This window comes from Pseudomonas sp. PGPR N4, assembly GCF_059693665.1.
Genome location: NZ_JCAUKV010000004.1, coordinates 34,933 through 54,312 on the forward strand (window position 1 = coordinate 34,933; position 19,380 = coordinate 54,312).

General features: G+C 60.8%; 15 protein-coding genes and 1 tRNA gene. 13 read left to right on the top strand and 3 right to left on the bottom strand.

Annotation, left to right across the window (positions count from 1 at the left end):
- The first annotated feature begins 91 nt into the window (after nucleotides 1–91).
- The 7 genes from apaG (at nucleotide 92) to AC58X1_RS16950 (ending at nucleotide 8,037) form a co-directional block, all read left to right on the top strand.
- Complete coding sequence (gene apaG, locus AC58X1_RS16920; RefSeq protein ID WP_101322390.1) at nucleotides 92–472, top strand: Co2+/Mg2+ efflux facilitator ApaG/CorD; 381 nt, start codon at nucleotides 92–94, stop codon at nucleotides 470–472.
- On the top strand, nucleotides 472–1,353 hold the full coding sequence (locus AC58X1_RS16925) for a symmetrical bis(5'-nucleosyl)-tetraphosphatase (protein WP_103435195.1): 882 nt from the start codon (nucleotides 472–474) through the stop codon (nucleotides 1,351–1,353). Before apaG ends, AC58X1_RS16925 begins: the two co-directional genes overlap by 1 nt.
- Nucleotides 1,350–1,679 (top strand): thiosulfate sulfurtransferase GlpE, encoded by a 330-nt coding sequence (gene glpE, locus AC58X1_RS16930; RefSeq protein ID WP_101322392.1) that lies wholly within the window; start codon nucleotides 1,350–1,352, stop codon nucleotides 1,677–1,679. Before AC58X1_RS16925 ends, glpE begins: the two co-directional genes overlap by 4 nt.
- 280 nt (nucleotides 1,680–1,959) lie before the next feature.
- The gene (locus tag AC58X1_RS16935) at nucleotides 1,960–3,882 is read left to right on the top strand and encodes a PrkA family serine protein kinase (RefSeq protein ID WP_101322393.1); all 1,923 of its coding nucleotides are present in this window, start codon (nucleotides 1,960–1,962) and stop codon (nucleotides 3,880–3,882) included.
- 129 nt (nucleotides 3,883–4,011) lie between these two features.
- Complete coding sequence (locus tag AC58X1_RS16940; RefSeq protein WP_101322394.1) at nucleotides 4,012–5,286, top strand: YeaH/YhbH family protein; 1,275 nt, start codon at nucleotides 4,012–4,014, stop codon at nucleotides 5,284–5,286.
- Complete coding sequence (locus AC58X1_RS16945; protein WP_101322395.1) at nucleotides 5,283–6,851, top strand: SpoVR family protein; 1,569 nt, start codon at nucleotides 5,283–5,285, stop codon at nucleotides 6,849–6,851. The genes AC58X1_RS16940 and AC58X1_RS16945 overlap by 4 nt, the downstream gene beginning before the upstream one ends.
- 58 nt (nucleotides 6,852–6,909) lie before the next feature.
- Nucleotides 6,910–8,037, top strand: coding sequence for a multifunctional CCA addition/repair protein (locus tag AC58X1_RS16950; RefSeq protein WP_497429193.1), 1,128 nt, complete (start codon nucleotides 6,910–6,912; stop codon nucleotides 8,035–8,037).
- Nucleotides 8,038–8,056: 19 nt separating this feature from the next.
- Here the strand turns inward: AC58X1_RS16950 and folK are convergent, their stop codons facing one another.
- Nucleotides 8,057–8,566, bottom strand: coding sequence for a 2-amino-4-hydroxy-6-hydroxymethyldihydropteridine diphosphokinase (folK, locus tag AC58X1_RS16955; RefSeq protein ID WP_497429194.1), 510 nt, complete (start codon nucleotides 8,564–8,566; stop codon nucleotides 8,057–8,059).
- Nucleotides 8,557–8,913 carry a dihydroneopterin aldolase gene (gene folB / locus AC58X1_RS16960; protein ID WP_101322398.1) on the bottom strand — a complete coding sequence of 119 codons (357 nt, stop codon included), beginning with the start codon at nucleotides 8,911–8,913 and terminating at the stop codon, nucleotides 8,557–8,559. The genes folK and folB overlap by 10 nt, the downstream gene beginning before the upstream one ends.
- A gap of 74 nt (nucleotides 8,914–8,987) precedes the next feature.
- Between folB and plsY the strand changes: the two genes are divergently transcribed.
- Nucleotides 8,988–9,557, top strand: coding sequence for a glycerol-3-phosphate 1-O-acyltransferase PlsY (gene plsY / locus AC58X1_RS16965; RefSeq protein WP_497429195.1), 570 nt, complete (start codon nucleotides 8,988–8,990; stop codon nucleotides 9,555–9,557).
- 27 nt (nucleotides 9,558–9,584) lie between these two features.
- Here plsY and tsaD read toward each other — a convergent pair whose 3' ends face one another.
- Nucleotides 9,585–10,610, bottom strand: a complete 1,026-nt coding sequence (gene tsaD / locus AC58X1_RS16970) for a tRNA (adenosine(37)-N6)-threonylcarbamoyltransferase complex transferase subunit TsaD (RefSeq protein ID WP_101322400.1) — start codon at nucleotides 10,608–10,610, stop codon at nucleotides 9,585–9,587.
- Between the two features lie 205 nt (nucleotides 10,611–10,815).
- Here tsaD and rpsU point away from each other — a divergent pair, with 205 nt between their 5' ends.
- From rpsU to AC58X1_RS16995, 5 genes are all read left to right on the top strand, one after another.
- Nucleotides 10,816–11,031 carry a 30S ribosomal protein S21 gene (rpsU, locus tag AC58X1_RS16975; RefSeq protein WP_002551877.1) on the top strand — a complete coding sequence of 72 codons (216 nt, stop codon included), beginning with the start codon at nucleotides 10,816–10,818 and terminating at the stop codon, nucleotides 11,029–11,031.
- Nucleotides 11,032–11,328: 297 nt separating this feature from the next.
- On the top strand, nucleotides 11,329–13,308 hold the full coding sequence (gene dnaG, locus AC58X1_RS16980) for a DNA primase (protein ID WP_497429196.1): 1,980 nt from the start codon (nucleotides 11,329–11,331) through the stop codon (nucleotides 13,306–13,308).
- A gap of 68 nt (nucleotides 13,309–13,376) precedes the next feature.
- Complete coding sequence (gene rpoD / locus AC58X1_RS16985; RefSeq protein ID WP_101322402.1) at nucleotides 13,377–15,227, top strand: RNA polymerase sigma factor RpoD; 1,851 nt, start codon at nucleotides 13,377–13,379, stop codon at nucleotides 15,225–15,227.
- A 184-nt stretch (nucleotides 15,228–15,411) separates the two neighbouring features.
- Nucleotides 15,412–19,149, top strand: coding sequence for a bifunctional diguanylate cyclase/phosphodiesterase (locus tag AC58X1_RS16990; protein ID WP_150572895.1), 3,738 nt, complete (start codon nucleotides 15,412–15,414; stop codon nucleotides 19,147–19,149).
- Nucleotides 19,150–19,170: 21 nt separating this feature from the next.
- Nucleotides 19,171–19,247: transfer RNA gene (locus AC58X1_RS16995), tRNA-Ile, on the top strand.
- The last annotated feature ends 133 nt before the right edge of the window (nucleotides 19,248–19,380 follow it).

A 19,380-nucleotide genomic window follows, 5' to 3' on the forward strand; every position in this document is an offset into this window, starting at 1 on the left:
CACCTCCGCTGCGACACGACTGGCCTCCCGCCCCGCCGATAGCCTAGACTGCATGCACTGCCGTAATCGCGTGTTTGCTCAAGGCCATTGCATGTCCGACCCTCGATACCTGATCGACGTTAGCGTCGTCACCCGCTACCTCAAAGAACAGTCCGACCCCGACAACGAGCGCTTTGCGTTCGCCTACACCATTACCGTGCAGAACAGTGGCACGGTCGCAGCCAAGCTGATGTCACGGCACTGGCTGATCACCAATGGCAATGGCGAAGTCGAAGAAGTGCGCGGGGCTGGTGTGGTGGGCCAGCAACCGCTGATCGCGCCTGGGCAGAGCCACACCTACAGCAGCGGAGCGGTGATCAGCACCCACGTCGGTGCCATGCAGGGCAGCTATCAGATGTTCGCCGAAGACGGTAAGCGCTTCGATGCCACCATCGCCCCCTTCCGCCTGGCTGTACCTGGGTCGCTGCACTGATGGCTGTGTACGCCGTCGGTGATCTGCAAGGCTGCCTGCAGCCGCTCAAGTGCCTGCTCGAGCGCGTGCGCTTCAATCCAGCTGTCGACCGCTTGTGGCTGGTCGGTGACCTGGTCAACCGCGGCCCCGAATCGCTGGAAACACTGCGTTACCTGTACGCCATGCGCGACTCGCTGGTGTGCGTGCTGGGCAACCACGACCTGCACCTGCTGGCGGCCTGGCACAATGTCGAGCGCCTGAAAAAAAGCGACACCCTGCGCGAGATTCTCGAGGCGCCAGATGCCGATCAGTTGCTCGACTGGCTACGCCGGCAAAAACTGCTGCATTACGACGAGCAGCGCGGCGTTGCCCTGGTGCATGCCGGTATCCCACCTCAATGGACCCTAGGCAAAGCCCTTGAACTGGCTGCCGAGGTAGAGCAGGTACTGCGCGACGACACCCGACTCAAACTCTATCTGGACGGTATGTACGGCAACGAGCCGAACAAGTGGAGCAAGGACCTCAGCGGGGTCGATCGCCTGCGTGTGATCACCAACTACTTCACCCGCATGCGCTTCTGCACCGCCGCAGGCAAACTAGACCTGAAAAGCAAAGAAGGCCTGGACACTGCACCCAAGGGCTACAAGCCCTGGTTCGCGCACAAAGACCGCCGCTCCCGGCATGTGCAGATCATCTTCGGCCACTGGGCCGCCCTCGAAGGGCAAGCCGACGCCCCTGGCGTAGTGGCGCTGGACACCGGCTGCGTGTGGGGCGGCGCGATGACCCTGTACAACGTCGACAGTGGCGAAATGCACCGCTGTGACTGCGCCGACGACGGGACCCCGCGCCCGCCGGTCAGTCAGCTAAACTCAACGATCAGCCCAGAAGGAACCTCGCCATGAGCGAATTCAAGCGCATCCCTCCCGAGCAGGCTCAGGCCCTGCGCGAGCAAGGTGCAGTCGTGGTCGACATCCGTGACCCGCAGGCCTACGCCGCTGGCCACATCGATGGCGCTCAGCACCTGGATAACCACTCGATCAGCGACTTCATCCGCGCCGCCGATCTGGACAAACCCACCGTCGTTGTCTGCTACCACGGCAACTCCAGCCAGAGCGCTGCCGCGTACCTGATTGGCCAGGGTTTCTCCGACGTCTACAGCCTCGATGGCGGCTTTGAACTGTGGCGCAATACCTACCCCGCCGAGACCGCTACCAGCTCCGCCGAATAAATTTTCACTTAGCCTGCAGCCCGCGCCCCGTGCGGGCTGCGCCAGACCTGACGAACGGTCGCGGCAAACTTCTCGGCCTAGCGCCCTTGCCCTTGCGCAGAACCAACTACTCTTAAGCTCAGGCCATCCAAAAAGGGGAGAGCCGGTACACCGGCGTGCGGGTCATCGGTAGCGCTTCAAGGGTGTTCTGGGGGGTACACAGCGGCCGGCGAAATCCGGCAGCTGCCAGCATCAACTGATTGATCCGGCGTCGGCTCCACGTATCGAGCGAGGTGACGTCATGAGTATTTTTAGCCACTTCCAACAACGTTTCGAGTCAACCCGTCAGGAAGAGTTGACGCTGCAGGAATACCTGGAGCTGTGCAAGCAGGACCGCAGCGCGTACGCCTCGGCGGCCGAACGGCTGTTGCTGGCCATCGGTGAACCGGAGGTGATCGATACCTCCACCAACTCACGGCTGTCGCGCATCTTCTCCAACAAGGTGATCCGGCGCTATCCGGCCTTTGCCGACTTCCATGGCATGGAAGAGTGCATCGATCAGATAGTCTCCTACTTCCGCCATGCTGCGCAGGGTCTGGAAGAGAAGAAACAGATCCTTTATTTGCTCGGTCCGGTAGGTGGCGGTAAGTCGTCGCTGGCCGAGAAGCTCAAGCAACTGATCGAAAAAGTACCGTTCTATGCGATCAAGGGCTCGCCGGTCTTCGAGTCGCCGCTGGGTCTGTTCAATGCGACAGAAGACGGCGCCATTCTCGAAGAAGACTTCGGCATCCCACGGCGTTATCTGAACACCATCATGTCGCCCTGGGCGACCAAGCGGCTGGCTGAGTTCGGGGGCGACATCAGCCAGTTCAAGGTGGTCAAGCTGTACCCGTCGATCCTCAATCAGATCGCCGTGGCCAAGACCGAACCCGGTGACGAAAACAACCAGGACATCTCGGCACTGGTCGGCAAGGTGGATATCCGCAAGCTCGAGGAATTCCCGCAGAACGACGCCGACGCCTACAGCTACTCGGGCGCATTGTGTCGGGCCAACCAGGGCCTGATGGAATTCGTCGAGATGTTCAAGGCGCCGATCAAGGTCCTGCACCCACTGCTGACAGCTACTCAGGAAGGTAACTACAACAGTACCGAAGGCCTGGGGGCGATCCCCTACTCCGGGATTCTGCTGGCTCACTCCAACGAATCGGAGTGGCACACCTTCCGTAACAACAAGAACAACGAAGCGTTCATCGACCGGATCTACATCGTCAAGGTGCCGTACTGCCTGCGCGTCAGTGACGAGATCAAGATCTACGACAAGCTGCTGTTCAACAGCTCGCTGGCCAAGGCGCATTGCGCGCCCGATACCTTGAAGATGCTGGCCCAGTTCACTGTGCTGTCGCGCCTCAAGGAGCCGGAAAACTCCAACATCTACTCGAAGATGCGCGTCTACGACGGCGAGAACCTAAAGGACACCGATCCAAAAGCCAAGTCGATCCAGGAGTACCGCGATTCGGCCGGTGTCGACGAGGGCATGAACGGTCTGTCGACCCGCTTCGCGTTCAAGATCCTGTCCAAGGTGTTCAACTTCGACGCCCACGAGGTAGCGGCCAACCCGGTACACCTGCTGTATGTACTGGAGCAGCAGATCGAGCAGGAGCAATTCCCGGCCGAGGTGCGTGAACGCTATCTGCGCTTCCTCAAAGAGTACCTGGCACCACGCTATATCGAGTTCATCGGCAAGGAAATCCAGACCGCCTACCTCGAGTCCTACAGCGAGTACGGCCAGAACATCTTCGACCGTTATGTGCTGTACGCAGACTTCTGGATTCAGGACCAGGAGTATCGCGACCCGGAAACCGGCGAAATCCTCAACCGGATTGCCCTCAACGAGGAGCTGGAGAAGATCGAGAAACCGGCCGGCATCAGCAATCCGAAGGACTTCCGCAACGAGATCGTCAACTTCGTGTTGCGTGCCCGCGCCAACAACAACGGCAAGAACCCAACCTGGCTCAGCTACGAAAAACTGCGGGTGGTGATCGAGAAGAAAATGTTCTCCAACACCGAGGACCTGCTGCCGGTCATCAGCTTCAACGCCAAGGCCAGCAAAGAGGACCAGCAGAAGCACAACGACTTCGTCACCCGGATGGTGGAGCGTGGCTACACCGACAAGCAGGTGCGCCTGCTTTCGGAATGGTACCTGCGGGTCAGGAAATCGCAGTAAGCGGCTAGCTAGACGGCCCAGACCGCACGCTGTGCAGCGCACCGTTTCGACGTTGCGCCACAGCCTGCGGTACTGGTGGTGGCTGTTTCGTGCAGCGTCAAGCCTGCAGCTGTTGTCAGCGGAGAGACCATGAGCTACGTAATCGACCGACGCCTGAACGGCAAGAACAAGAGCACGGTCAACCGCCAGCGTTTTCTGCGCCGGTACCGTGACCACATCAAGAAGGCCGTCGAAGAGGCGGTGAGTCGTCGTTCCATCATGGACATGGAGCACGGCGAGCAGATCAGCATCCCCGGGCGTGATATCGACGAACCGGTGCTTCATCATGGCCGCGGCGGCAAGCAGACCGTGGTCCATCCAGGCAACAAGGAATTCACCGCCGGTGAACACATCGCGCGGCCGCAAGGCGGCGCCGGCGGTGGCGGCGGACGTGGCAAAGCGGGTAATTCCGGCGATGGCATGGACGACTTCGTATTCCAGATCACTCAGGAAGAGTTTCTCGAGTTCATGTTCGAGGACCTCGAGCTACCCAACCTGGTCAAACGCCAGCTGACCGGCACCGAGACTTACAAGACCGTCCGCGCCGGGATCAGCAATGAAGGCAACCCCGCACGCATCAACATCATCCGCACCCTGCGCTCGGCCCATGCCCGGCGCATCGCCCTGACCGGCAGCAGCCGCGCCCTGTTGCGTGAGGCCAAGGCGGAGCTGGCACGACTGAAAGTCGAAGAACCGGACAATTTCACCGATATCCAGGCAGTCGAAGCCGAAATCCAGCGGTTGAGCGCGCGGATCAACCGCCTGCCCTTCCTCGACACCTTCGACCTCAAGTACAACCTGCTGGTGAAGCAACCCAGTCCCAGCTCCAAGGCGGTGATGTTCTGCTTGATGGACGTGTCCGGCTCGATGACCCAGGCCACCAAGGACATCGCCAAGCGCTTCTTCATCCTGTTGTATCTGTTTCTCAAGCGGAACTACGACCGCATCGACGTAGTGTTCATACGTCACCACACCAGTGCCCGCGAAGTCGACGAAGAAGAGTTCTTCTATTCGCGCGAAACCGGCGGCACCATCGTCTCCAGTGCGCTCAAACTGATGCAGGAGATCATGGCCGAACGTTATCCGACCAACGACTGGAACATCTACGCCGCGCAAGCTTCGGACGGGGACAACTGGAACGACGATTCGCCGATCTGCCGCGAGATCCTCTCCAAGCAGATCATGCCGCATGTGCAGTACTACACTTACGTTGAAATTACCCCACGTGAGCACCAGGCGCTGTGGTACGAGTACGAGCGCATCGGCGATTCGTTCCCGGATACCTTTGCCCAGCAGCAGTTGGTCTCGGCCGGTGATATCTATCCGGTCTTCCGTGAACTCTTCCAGCGCAGGTTAGCCACATGACCGCCAGAGCACAGAGACGCCAACCGATTTCCACCGGGTCCGAGTGGACGTTCGACCTGATCCAGACCTACGACCGCGAAATCGGTCGGCTGGCCGAGCGTTACGCGCTGGACACTTACCCCAACCAGATCGAGGTCATCACTGCCGAGCAGATGATGGATGCCTATGCCTCGATCGGCATGCCGCTCGGTTACCACCACTGGTCCTACGGCAAGCAGTTCCTCAGCACCGAGAAGTCCTACAGCCGGGGGCAGATGGGCCTCGCTTACGAGATCGTGATCAACTCCGACCCGTGCATCGCCTACCTGATGGAAGAAAACACCATGTGCATGCAGGCACTGGTGATTGCTCACGCCTGCTACGGCCACAACAGCTTCTTCAAGGGTAACTACCTGTTCCGCACCTGGACCGATGCCAGCTCGATCATCGATTACCTGGTGTTCGCCAAGCAGTACATCGCCCAGTGTGAAGAGCGCCATGGCATCGACGCAGTGGAGGACCTGATCGACTCCTGCCACGCCTTGATGAATTACGGCGTGGACCGCTACAAACGCCCCTACCCGATTTCCGCCGAGGAAGAGCGCCGCAGGCAAAAGGACCGTGAAGAACATCTGCAACGCCAGATCAACGACTTGTGGCGGACCATCCCCAAAGGCGCCGACAAGGGCAATGACCGCGACGACGCGCGCTTCCCGGCCGAACCGCAGGAGAACATCCTCTATTTCATCGAGAAACACGCCCCATTGCTTGAGCCTTGGCAGCGTGAAGTGGTGCGCATCGTGCGCAAGATTGCCCAGTACTTCTACCCACAGCGCCAGACCCAGGTGATGAACGAAGGCTGGGCAACCTTCTGGCATTACACCTTGATGAATGACCTCTACGACGAAGGCCTGGTTACTGAAGGCTTCATGATGGAGTTTTTGCAGTCGCACACCAGCGTGGTGTTCCAGCCCGGCTTCGACAGCCCTTACTACAGTGGCATCAACCCCTACGCCCTGGGCTTTGCCATGTACGTCGATATTCGGCGTATGTGTGAACATCCAACTGATGAAGATCGCCGCTGGTTCCCTGAAATTGCCGGCAGCGATTGGTTGTCTACCATCAAGTTCGCCATGAGCAGTTTCAAGGATGAGAGCTTCATTCTGCAGTACCTGTCACCCAAGGTAATCCGCGACCTCAAGCTGTTCAGCATCCTTGACGACGACCAGCGTGATGACCTGCTGGTGCCTGCAATCCACGACGAAGACGGCTACCGCACCATCCGCGAACAACTGGCATCGCAGTACAACCTTGGCAACCGCGAACCGAACGTGCAGATCTGGAGCATCGACCGCCGCGGCGACCGCTCGCTGACCCTGCGCCACCAGCAGCACAACCGCAAACCATTGGGCGACTCCACCGAAGAAGTCCTCAAGCACCTGCACCGTTTGTGGGGCTTCGATATCCATCTGGAAACCGTGCAAGGTGACCAGATCATGAAGACCCATCACATGCCGCCACGGGGCGAACACGGCGACCCCGGCGACTACGGCCGGATGGACCTGGCGGTGATCCACCACCTCTAGCTCAGCCACCTCCATTGCTGTCGACAGGGTATCCTGTCGCCAGCAATGGAGGTTCTACATGCAGATTTACAAAGTCGGCGGCGCCGTGCGCGACCGCCTGCTCGGCTTGCCGGTAAGCGATGTCGACTGGCTGGTGGTGGGTGCAACGGTCGAGCAAATGCAAGCGCTGGGCTATCGCCCGGTCGGTGCTGATTTCCCGGTCTTCATCCACCCGAAAACCGGCGAGGAGTACGCACTTGCGCGCACCGAACGCAAGAGCGGACGCGGCTATGGCGGCTTTACCTTTCACGCCAGCCCCGAAGTTACGCTCGAAGAAGACCTGATCCGCCGCGATCTGACCATCAATGCCATGGCCGAAGACCTGCAGGGCAACCTATACGATCCCTACAACGGCCAGAGTGACCTCGAACAGCGCATCCTGCGCCATGTATCTCCGGCGTTCGCCGAAGATCCCCTGCGCGTGCTGCGGGTTGCGCGGTTCGCTGCGCGCTATGCCGCTTTGGGCTTCACGGTGGCCGCCCAGACGCTTGAGCTGATGCGCCAGATCACCGAGTCCGGTGAACTGCAGGCGCTGACTGCCGAACGCAGCTGGAAGGAGATCGAACGGGCCCTGATGGAAGATCAGCCACAGGTATTCATTGAAGTGCTGCGGGCCTGCGGCGCGCTCAAAGAGCTGCTACCCGAGCTGGATTCGCTGTTTGCCACGCCAGGTGAACGCGGCCAGGCCACCTTGGCCGTGTTGGCCCACGCCGCAGCCCATGAACAGCCACTGCACGTACGCTGGGCCTGCCTGACCCATGATCTGGGTGCAGCCATCAAAGCCGTCGGCCAGCGTTTCAAGGCACCTCGTGAATGCCAGGAACTCGCCTGCCTGGTAGGCGAATGGCAGCATCACTACCAGCAGGCAGCAGCGCTGGATGCCAGCACGTTGCTGAATATTTCGCAGAAGTTCGACGTCTATCGCCGTCCGCAGCGCCTGGAAGACTTCATCGCAGTCTGCGAGATGATTGCCCATGGACACTCGCTGCATGACTGCTCGCAGAGTGCCTACCTGCGCGGAGCAGCTGCAGCCGCGAAAGCCGTAGAAGTGAAAGATCTGGTCCAGCAAGGCCTGACCGGGCAAGCGCTGGGCGAGGCGGTCAAAGCCCAGCGATTGTCGGCACTGGAAGCCTATACCCAGCGCTGAATGCCGCTGTGACTGGGGCTCAGGTCCGGGTCAACTGCAAGCCGCGCCATTCAAACGGCACGGGTGCCAATATCTGATCGATGTTGGCATCCTGCCACAGCTGGGCCATGCGCTTGCCCTCACCGGGATGGACCAGCTGCGGCGCGACCTGCGACAACGGCAGCAGCACAAAGGCGTTTTTCAGAATCTCCGCCCGCGGCAATTCCAGGCCATCGAAGCTACCGTGCAGATCGTCATACATCAGCACATCGATATCCAGCGGCAAGCCCTTGCGCTCAGGCGCGTAGCGGCCGTTTTCCGCCTCGATCAACTTCAGCCGACGGTCCAGCTCGAGCAGCGGCAGGTCGGTTTGCCCGGTCACCACCAGGTTGTAGAACGGACCACTCTTGATCCCCACCGCCTGGCTTTCGAATACTGCCGAGCAACGCATGTCGCCGAGAAAGCTGGCCAGCGCGTCGAGCCCCGCACACAAGTGCCGCTCGCGCTCAACATTGCTGCCCAGCCCCAGATATACCGTGCTCAGAGACATCCGCGCTCGATCTCCACGCCAACACCACCACGGGCCGCCGGCACCGCGCCCGGCTTGGTCAGTTTCAGGCGTATCCAGGGGATATTGAATTCGGCCATCAACAGCGCGACCAGGCGCTCGGCGAAGGTTTCTACCAGTTCGAACCGCGCCTGTTCGGCAAAGGCCTGAATGCGCGCCGTGATGGTGGCGTAGCACAGGGCCAGGTTGAGGTCGTCAGTGGCGGCCGCAGGGCGGTTGTCCCACGCCAGACTCAGGTCCAGGCGCAGGCACTGGCGAATCTCCCGCTCCCAGTCGTAGGCGCCGATTACCGTATCGACTTCCAGGCCTTCGATGAACACTCTGTCCAAGCACTTCTCTCCACAGCACGACAAGGGCGACTGGCGCCGTTAGAATCAAGGCGTCCTCGCCCGGAATAGTTAGCATGTTTTGGTTATTGGCGATGCTCGCCTACCTGCTTGGCTCGCTGTCCTTTGCCATTGTTCTGAGCCGCCTCAGCGGTAACCCCGACCCTCGCTCAAGCGGTTCGGGCAATGCCGGGGCGACCAACATGCTGCGCCTGGCTGGGCGCAAGATGGCGATCCTGACCCTGCTGGGCGACCTGTGCAAGGGCATCGTGCCCGTGCTGCTGGCCGAGCAAGCCGGGCTGGGCCTGCAACAGCAAGCCTGGATCGGCCTGTGCGCGGTCATCGGCCACCTGTTCCCGGTGTACTTTCGCTTCCGTGGCGGCAAGGGCGTAGCCACTGCCGCCGGCGTGCTCCTGGCCCTGTACATTCCAGCTGCCTTGCTGGCTATCACGGCCTGGCTGATGACCTTCTACCTGACCCGCACCAGCTCGCTCGCCGCATTGATCGCCACTCCGCTGACCCTGCCATTGCTGGCCTGGCGCGAGCCGGCGGCGCTGCTGCCGATGAGTGTGCTGACGCTACTCATCGTCTGGCGCCATCGGCGCAACCTGCACGACCTGTTCGCTGGCCGCGAACGGCATTTCTGACGCCGCCCCAACCCTTAAAAAAACCGATCAGATCGGCGGCAACTGCTCCATCGGCCAGCGCGCCTGCACGCTGATCGCCAGATCCTGCTGCTGCCCGGCCAGCAAACGCTGACAACCGGCATAGGCGATCATCGCGCCGTTGTCAGTGCAAAAGCGCGGACGCGCGTAGTAAACATTGCCCTTGATCGTCGCCAGCATGCCTTCCAGCGATGCGCGCAACGCGGTATTGGCACTGACCCCGCCGGCAATCACCAGGCGCTTGAGGCCGGTCTGCTGCAGGGCGCGCTTGCACTTGATGGTCAGAGTGTCGACTACCGCCTGCTGGAACGCCAGCGACACGTCGCAACGGGTTTGCTCGGTGTCGTCACCGGCATCACGGCACTTGTTCCAGGTGTTCAGCGCTGAGGTCTTGAGGCCACTGAAGCTGAATTCCAGCCCAGGGCGGTCGGTCATCGGCCGCGGGAACGTGAAGCGCCCCGGCACACCCTGCTCGGCCAGGCGGGCGATTTCCGGGCCGCCGGGGTAATTCAGGCCGATCAGCTTGGCAGTCTTGTCGAAGGCCTCGCCGGCGGCATCGTCCAGGCTCTCGCCGAGCAACTGGTACTGGCCGATGCCATCGACCCGAACCAGCTGCGTATGGCCGCCGGACACCAACAAAGCGACGAACGGGAACTGCGGCGGCTGCTCTTCGAGCATCGGCGCGAGCAGGTGACCCTCCATGTGATGCACGCCGATTGCCGGGATATCCCAGGCAAATGCCATCGACTGCGCGCAGGAGGCGCCCACCAGCAGCGCGCCGACCAGGCCCGGGCCTGCGGTGTAGGCGATTGCGTCGATATCGCTGGCCACTGCGCCGGCATCCGCCAGTACTTCGCGGATCAACGGCAGCATGCGCTTGACGTGATCGCGCGAGGCAAGCTCGGGCACAACGCCGCCGTAGGCGCGGTGCAGGTCGATTTGACTGAACAGTGCATCAGCGAGCAAACCGCGTTCACTGTCGTATAATGCGACGCCGGTTTCATCGCAGGATGTTTCCAATCCCAGTACTAGCATGGGTCTGTGCCTTGTTTAGGCTGAATTCGAAGGCGCGCATGATAGTCCCCGTGCCCAGTGCCGACCAGCGGTTTTCGATCAGAGGCTTTGCATTCCGGTCAGCTTAGCGTTAACATCCGCAACCCTTGAAAACCGACGTTCTCCAGCGCATCTTTATTTTTGTCAGGAGCACGTCTACCCCGGTAACGAACGAAGGTAGCCCTGGATGCCAGCCGTCAAAGTAAAAGAGAACGAACCCTTCGACGTAGCTCTGCGTCGTTTTAAGCGCTCCTGCGAAAAAGCCGGTGTACTGGCTGAAGTGCGTAGCCGCGAGTTTTACGAAAAGCCAACTTCCGAGCGTAAGCGCAAGGCTGCTGCTGCAGTCAAGCGTCACGCGAAGAAAGTGCAGCGCGAACAGCGCCGCGCCGTTCGCCTGTACTAATACAGACGTTCGTCGCAAAGCTTCTGCCCTGCCCGGCTAACCCCGGGCAGTTGGCAGCAGCAGCTTCAAACCTCAGGCGCGAGCCCGAGGCGCCAGCTACCTAGAGCAGCCGGCAACCGTAACACACGTCAGAACTGGTCCTCGCGACCAGGCGTGCCGTCCCTGTCTGACGAGCCCTTGTGGCTGGCGACGCGCACACTCCCCTCGCTTGACCCTCACTGCATCGCACCGCACCCATCATTCCCGCACCCTTGCGTTAGCGATTAGACTTGCCGACTGCACGATGACGAGACTGCCATGGCCGGGCTGATTCCCCAGAGCTTCATTGACGACCTGCTTAACCGCACCGACATAGTCGACGTGGTGAGTTCGCGCGTCCAGCTGAAAAAAACCGGCAAGAACTACTCCGCCTGCTGCCCGTTCCACAAAGAAAAATCGCCGTCGTTCACGGTCAGCCCCGACAAGCAGTTCTATTACTGCTTCGGTTGCGGCGCCGGCGGTAACGCGCTCGGCTTCGTCATGGACCACGACAACCTGGACTTCCCCCAGGCCGTCGAAGACCTCGCCCGCAGTGCCGGCATGGAAGTCCCGCGCGAAGAAGGCCGGCGTGGCAACAAGCCACGTCAACCGACCGACTCGCCGCTGTACCCTTTGCTGGAAGCTGCCGCCGAATACTACCGCCAGGCGCTGCGCAGCCATCAGACGCGCAAGGCGGCCGTTGATTACCTAAAGGGTCGTGGCCTGTCCGGCGAGATCGCCCGTGATTTCAGCCTGGGCTTCGCCCCACCCGGCTGGGACAACCTGATGAAGCACCTGGGTGCCGACAGCCTGCAGCAAAAGGTCATGATCGATGCCGGCCTGCTGATCGAGAATGCCGAGAGTGGCAAGCGCTACGACCGCTTCCGCGACCGGGTGATGTTCCCGATCCGCGACAGCCGTGGCCGGATCATCGCCTTTGGCGGCCGCGTGCTGGGTGACGACAAGCCCAAGTACCTGAACTCGCCGGAGACCCCGGTATTTCACAAAGGCCAGGAGCTGTACGGCCTGTATGAAGCGCGCAAGCACAACCGCAGCCTCGACGAAATCATCGTCGTCGAAGGCTACATGGATGTCATCGCCCTGGCTCAGCAAGGCCTGCGCAATGCCGTAGCGACCCTCGGCACTGCCACCAGCGAAGAGCACCTCAAGCGCCTGTTCCGGGTAGTGCCCAGCGTGCTGTTCTGCTTTGACGGCGATCAGGCCGGTCGCAAGGCAGCCTGGCGTGCACTGGAGTCGACGCTGTCGAGCCTGCAGGACGGTCGCCGCGCACGCTTTCTGTTCCTGCCCGAAGGCGAGGACCCGGACAGCCTGGTCCGTGCCGAAGGCACCGACGCGTTCCGCGCGCGCATCATTCAGCACGCACAACCGCTGGCGGATTACTTTTTCGAGCAATTGAGCAACGAGGCCGATCCTCGATCACTGGAAGGCAAGGCGCACATGGCGACCCTGGCTGCACCGCTGATCGAAAAAGTCCCCGGCGCCAACCTGCGCCAATTGATGCGCAACCGCCTCAAGGAAATCACCGGGCTGGATACTCAGCAGGTCGAGCAACTGACGCAGAACGCGCCAGCGGCCAGCGTGCCCGATTACGACCCAGGCTTCGACTACGACGCCATGGCCAGCTACACCCCCGACTATGCCGACGCGCACCAGCCCGACTACGGCGCGCAGCAAGAGCAGCGGCCATGGACGCCGAACAAAGGCGCCGGCAAAAAGCAGTGGGAGAAAAAACCCTGGGACAAGAAAGGCGGCAATTCCTGGCAACGGGATGGCCAGCGCGAGGCGCCGCCACGGGTGCCGGCGCCGGTCGAACCGCCAACGCTGTCGGCCTTGCGCACCCTGCTGCATTACCCGCTGCTGGCTGGCAAGGTCGAAGACGCCAGCCATTTCGCCGATGAAGAGCATGTGTACAACCAGCTGCTGATTTCGCTGATCGAAGCTGCACAGAAGAATCCTAAGCTAAGCTCAATGCAACTGATTGCACGCTGGCACGGCACTGACCAAGGGCGTTTATTGCGCGCCTTGGCAGAAAAGGAATGGCTGATCGATGCCGATAACCTTGAACAACAGTTTTTCGACACCATTACTAGCTTATCCGCCCGCCAACGCGAGCGCAGCCTGGAACATCTGATGCGCAAAGCGCGTCAAAGTGACTTGAGTCCAGAGGAAAAATCTCAGCTTTTGGCCCTGCTGAGCCGCAAAGTTCCTGCACAAAACCCGACCTCATCTGGCGCGTGAGGCCCTTATTCGGGTATAATCCTCGGCTTGTTTTTTTGCCCGCCAAGACCTTCAGTGGATAGGGTGTTATGTCCGGAAAAGCGCAACAGCAATCTCGTATCAAAGAGTTGATCACCCGCGGTCGTGAGCAGGGCTACCTGACTTACGCGGAGGTCAACGACCATCTGCCTGAGGATATTTCAGATCCAGAGCAGGTGGAAGACATCATCCGCATGATCAACGACATGGGGATCAACGTATTCGAGACTGCTCCGGATGCGGATGCCCTGTTGTTGGCGGAAGCCGACACTGATGAGGCCGCAGCCGAAGAAGCCGCCGCAGCACTGGCTGCTGTCGAGACCGATATCGGCCGCACGACCGACCCGGTGCGCATGTACATGCGCGAAATGGGTACTGTCGAGCTGCTGACCCGCGAAGGCGAGATCGAAATCGCCAAGCGGATCGAGGAAGGCATTCGTGAGGTCATGGGGGCTATCTCCCATTTCCCGGGTACTGTCGACTACATCCTCGGCGAATACACCCGCGTCACCACCGAAGGTGGTCGCCTGTCCGACGTATTCAGCGGTTACATCGACCCTGACGACAATATCGCCACGCCGTCCGAAGAAGCCCCGCAGCTAGGCGCCAAAAACGCCGCTGCAGCCAAGGACGACGAGGAAGAGGACGAAGAGAAAGACGACAGCGAGGAAGAGGAAGAGACCGAAAGCGGTCCCGACCCAGTCCTCGCCCAGCAGCGCTTCGGCGCCGTGTCCGATCAGCTCGCGATTACCCTCAAAGTGCTCAAGAAGCACGGTCGCAGCCATGCCGAAAGCATTGGCGCGATGCAGGTTCTGGCCGAGCTGTTCATGCCGATCAAGCTGGTGCCCAAGCAGTTCGAGGTGCTCGTCGAGCGCGTTCGTGGTGCCTTGGACCGTCTGCGTCAGCAAGAACGCGCAATCATGCAGCTGTGCGTACGTGATGCGCGCATGCCGCGTGCCGACTTCCTGCGCCTGTTCCCGGGCAACGAAGTCGACCAGACCTGGAGCGGTGACCTCTCCAAGCGCAGCACCAAGTGGGCTGCAGCGCTGGGCGAAAAGAACGATGCCATCGTCGCCTGCCAGCAGAAGCTGGTAGACCTTGAAAACGAAACCGGTCTGACCGTTGCCGAAATCAAGGACATCAACCGTCGCATGTCGATCGGCGAGGCCAAGGCCCGTCGCGCCAAGAAAGAGATGGTCGAGGCCAACCTGCGTCTGGTGATTTCGATCGCCAAGAAGTACACCAACCGTGGCCTGCAATTCCTCGATCTGATCCAGGAAGGCAACATCGGCTTGATGAAGGCGGTCGACAAGTTCGAATACCGTCGTGGTTACAAGTTCTCGACGTACGCCACCTGGTGGATTCGTCAGGCCATCACCCGCTCGATCGCCGACCAGGCACGCACCATCCGTATTCCGGTGCATATGATCGAGACGATCAACAAGCTCAACCGTATTTCCCGGCAGATGCTGCAGGAAATGGGTCGCGAACCGACCCCGGAAGAGCTTGGCGAGCGTATGGAGATGCCTGAGGACAAGATCCGCAAGGTGCTGAAAATCGCCAAAGAGCCAATCTCCATGGAGACGCCGATTGGTGATGACGAAGATTCGCACCTGGGTGACTTCATCGAAGACTCGACCATGCAGTCGCCAATCGATGTAGCTACCGTCGAGAGCCTCAAGGAAGCGACTCGTGATGTTCTGGGCGGCCTGACCGCACGCGAAGCCAAAGTGCTGCGCATGCGTTTCGGTATCGACATGAACACCGACCACACCCTTGAAGAGGTCGGCAAACAATTCGACGTAACCCGTGAGCGGATTCGTCAGATTGAAGCCAAGGCGCTGCGCAAGTTGCGCCACCCGACCAGAAGCGAGCATCTACGCTCCTTCCTCGACGAGTGATGACAAACCCCGGCCCAGGCCGGGGTTTTTCTTGGCCATCGAAAAAGTGCCAGCACTGACCGCGCAGTTGTCGGGGGCAATCCCGCCAGCTGTTGAATTCCTGCCGAAGTTAATCGTCTTACCCTCACACCCCGCAGCAATGCACGGCTACACTCGAATTCAGACTATCTGCCTAGAGGCTGCTATGCCGAAAATGCCGGCCCTACTGTTGCTGATCCTGTTTTACTGGAGCGCAACGGCCGGCGCCCTGACCCTGACCGAAGACGAGCAAGCCTGGCTCAGCGCCCATCCACAGCTGCGCCTGGGCGTGGACGCATCCTGGCCCCCGTTCGAGTTTCGCGATCAGGAGGGCCTCTACCAGGGACTGGCCGCCGATTACATCAATGTGATCCAGGAACGTCTTGGCGTCACCCTCAAGCCGACCGAGCCAAAAACCTGGAGCGAGGTGCTTGAGCTTGCCCGCAACAATCAACTCGATCTGCTGCCGGGCGTGATGTCGACCCCGGAACGGCAGAACTACCTGTCCTTCACCCGCCCATACCTGGACTTCCCGATCGTTATTCTGGCCCATGAGGGCGGTCGCCAACCGCGCACCCTCAAAGATCTGTACGGGCTGAAGATCGCGGTGGTGGAAAACTACGCGCCCCATGAACTGCTGCGCACCCACCACCCCGACCTCAATCTGGTTGCCCTGCCCAATGTCAGCTCGGCCCTGCAAGCCTTGGCGACCGACGAAGTGGACGCCGTGGTCGGTGACCTTGCTTCAAGCATCTGGAGCCTGCGCGAGCTCAAGCTCGATGGCCTCTACGTCAGCGGCGAAACACCCTACCGCTACCAGTTGGCAATGGGCGTACCCCGGGACAACAAGCAACTGGTGGCCATCCTCGACAAAGTCATCGCCGATATGAGCAGCGATGAAGTCAATGACATCCAGCAGCGCTGGGTCGGCAACGTCGTCGATCAGCGCAGCTTCTGGCACGACATGCTGCTCTATGGCCTGCCGACAGTTGTGCTGCTGATGCTGGTTCTCGCTGCCGTCATCCGCATCAATCGCCGGCTCAGCTCGGAAATATCCCGGCGCATAGCGCTTGAACAGGAACTGCGCAGCAGCGAATACCATTACCGCAGCCTGGTCGAAAGCCTGTCGGCGGTCGCATGGGAAGCCGACGCCAACGATTTCACCTACAGCTACGTCTCGCCCCACGCCGAAGACCTGCTCGGTTACAGCCTGGGAGACTGGCTCAGACCCGGTTTCTGGAGCAGCATCGTGCATCCCGAGGACGCGCTCTGGGCCAAGGCTTACTGCGACAGCGAAACTGCCGCCGGCCGCGATCACAGCCTCGACTACCGCGTGATCCGCGCCGATGGCCATACGCTGTGGGTGCGCGATATCGTCAGCATGATCGAGCAGGGCCAGCGCTCGGTGATGCGCGGCCTGATGATCGATATCAGCGAGACCAAGCGTACCGAGCATGCCTTGCGTCTGTCCGAGCAGAAGTTTGCTTCGGTGTTCCAGCAATGCCCGGATATCCTCCTGATTGCTCGGCACAGCGATGGCTGCCTGCTTGAGGTCAACGAAGCATTCGAGGAGCAGATCGGCCTCGGCCCCAATCAGGTAATCGGCCGTACCGCTACCGAGCTTGGTCTGTGGGGCGTCAGCGGCAGCGGCCCGAGCGTACTGGAACGCTTGCACCTGGGCGGTATTCGCAATCTCGAGATGAGCTTCCGGCGCAGCAACGGCGAGTTGTTCACCGGCCTCACCTCGGCAGAGACCTTCGACCTCGACGGCACCCCGGCGCTGGTCGTGGCCGTACGCGACATCAGCCAGCTGAAGGAAACCCAGCAGCGCCTGCAGATCTCCGAAGAGAAATTCGCCAAGGCCTTCCACGCCTCGCCCGACGGCTTGCTGCTGTCCAGGCAGAGCGACGGCCTCCTGCTCGAGGTCAACGAAGGCTTCTGCCGCCTGACCGGCTACAACCTTGACCCGCGCCTTGACCAAACCTCGCTGGACCTGGGCATCTGGGTCGACCTCAACGAACGCAAGCTGCTGCTGAGCAAACTCAAGAAAGACGGCTTCGTGCGTGATTTCAGCTGCCACATTCGCCGCAGCGATGGTCAGATTCGCCTCTGTGAGCTGTCCGCCAGACCGCTGCCGATTGCCGGCGCCGACTGCATGCTGACTATCGCCCGCGACATCACCGAACGCCATCTCATGCAGGAAAAACTGCAACTGGCCGCCACTGTGTTTGAAAACACTGCCGAAGGTGTGTTGATCACCGACACCGATCAGCGCATCACTGCGGTCAACCGGGCATTCAGCGAGATCACCGGTTACAGCGAGATCGAAGCCCTCGGTCAGACCCCGCGCCTGCTCGCCTCTGGCCAGCATGACAGCGCCTTCTACGTTGCCATGTGGCACCAGCTGACTGCCGAAGGCCACTGGCAAGGCGAGATCTTCAACAAACGCAAGAACAGCGACCTGTACCCGAGTTGGCTGACCATCAGCGCGGTGCGTAACAGCGAGCGCGAGATCACTCACTTCGTGGCGGTGTTTGCCGACATCTCCAGCCTCAAGCACGCCCAGGCCAAACTGGATTACCAGGCGCATCACGACCCACTGACCGGCCTGCCCAACCGCGCCCTGTTCGAAAACCGCCTGCATGCCGCGCTGCAGTGCTCGCAGGTGTCCAACCGCCAGGGCGCGGTGCTGTTCCTCGACCTCGATCGCTTCAAGCACATCAACGACAGCCTCGGCCACCCGGTTGGTGACCTGCTGCTCAAAGGCATTGCCCAGCGCCTCAAGGAACAGGTGCGCGACGTCGACACCGTAGCCCGCCTGGGCGGTGACGAATTCATCATTCTGCTGCCTGGTCTGCACAAGCCAAGTGACGCCAGTGCCATCGCCAACAAACTGCTGGCCTGCTTCAGCGCGCCGTTCCAGGCCGGCGAACACGAGTTCTTCACCAGCGCCAGTATCGGCATCAGCCTCTACCCACAAGACGGCAGCGACGTCGCCAGCCTGATCCGCAACGCCGACGCTGCGATGTACCGCTCCAAGGCCAAAGGCCGCAACCGGGTCGAAGCCTACACCCGTGACCTCACGGCCCAGGCCAGCGTGCGCGTGGCCCTGGAAAACGAACTGCGCCGCGCCATCGATCGCAACGAGCTGAGCCTGTGCTACCAGCCCAAGCTCAGCCTCAAGACACAAAACCTGGTCGGCGCAGAAGCCCTGATCCGCTGGAACCACCCAACCTTCGGCGATGTTTCCCCAGAGCATTTCATCCACCTCGCTGAAGAGAACGGCACCATCCTCCAGCTTGGCGACTGGGTACTGGAACAAGCCTGCCGGCAGATGCACCAGTGGCAAAAGCGCTATCAGCCGTTCGGCCCGCTGTCGATCAACCTCGCCGGCGCGCAGATGCGCCAGCCCCACCTGGCCAAGCGCATCGAGCAACTGCTCAAGACCTACCAGCTCAAGGCCGGCGACCTGCAGCTGGAGATCACCGAAAACTTCATCATGAGCCAGGCCGAAGAAGCCCTCAGCGTGCTCCATCAGCTCAAGCAGCTCGGCGTGCAACTGGCGATCGACGACTTCGGCACCGGCTATTCATCCCTGAGCTACCTCAAGCGCCTGCCGCTGGACATCCTCAAGATCGACCAGTCGTTCATCCGCGGCCTGCCCGACGACCCGCACGACGCTGCGATCACTCGCGCGATCATCGCCCTCGGCCGGAGCATGCAGCTGACCATCATTGCCGAAGGGGTAGAGAACCAGGCGCAGCAGCATTTCCTCACCGCTGAAGGCTGTGAGCAGATCCAGGGCTATATCGTCAGCTTGCCGCTGCCGCCGGAAGAATTCGCTGCAGGCTTCCTGCGTTTAGCACTATCGGATCTTTCGGATGGCACCCATTCAAAACCCTAGCTATAATCCCCGCCACCTCTGGGGCCTATAGCTCAGTTGGTTAGAGCAGAGGACTCATAATCCTTTGGTCCACGGTTCAAGTCCGTGTGGGCCCACCAAATTGAAAGCCGCGCATTGCGCGGCTTTTTTCGTTTCTGAAATATCACTTACGGCCACGCAGCCGCTTCAGCCAGCACCAGGAAAGAGCAGTCCTCATTGCTAACCGTCGGACCAGCCCGCGCCAATGGCTAC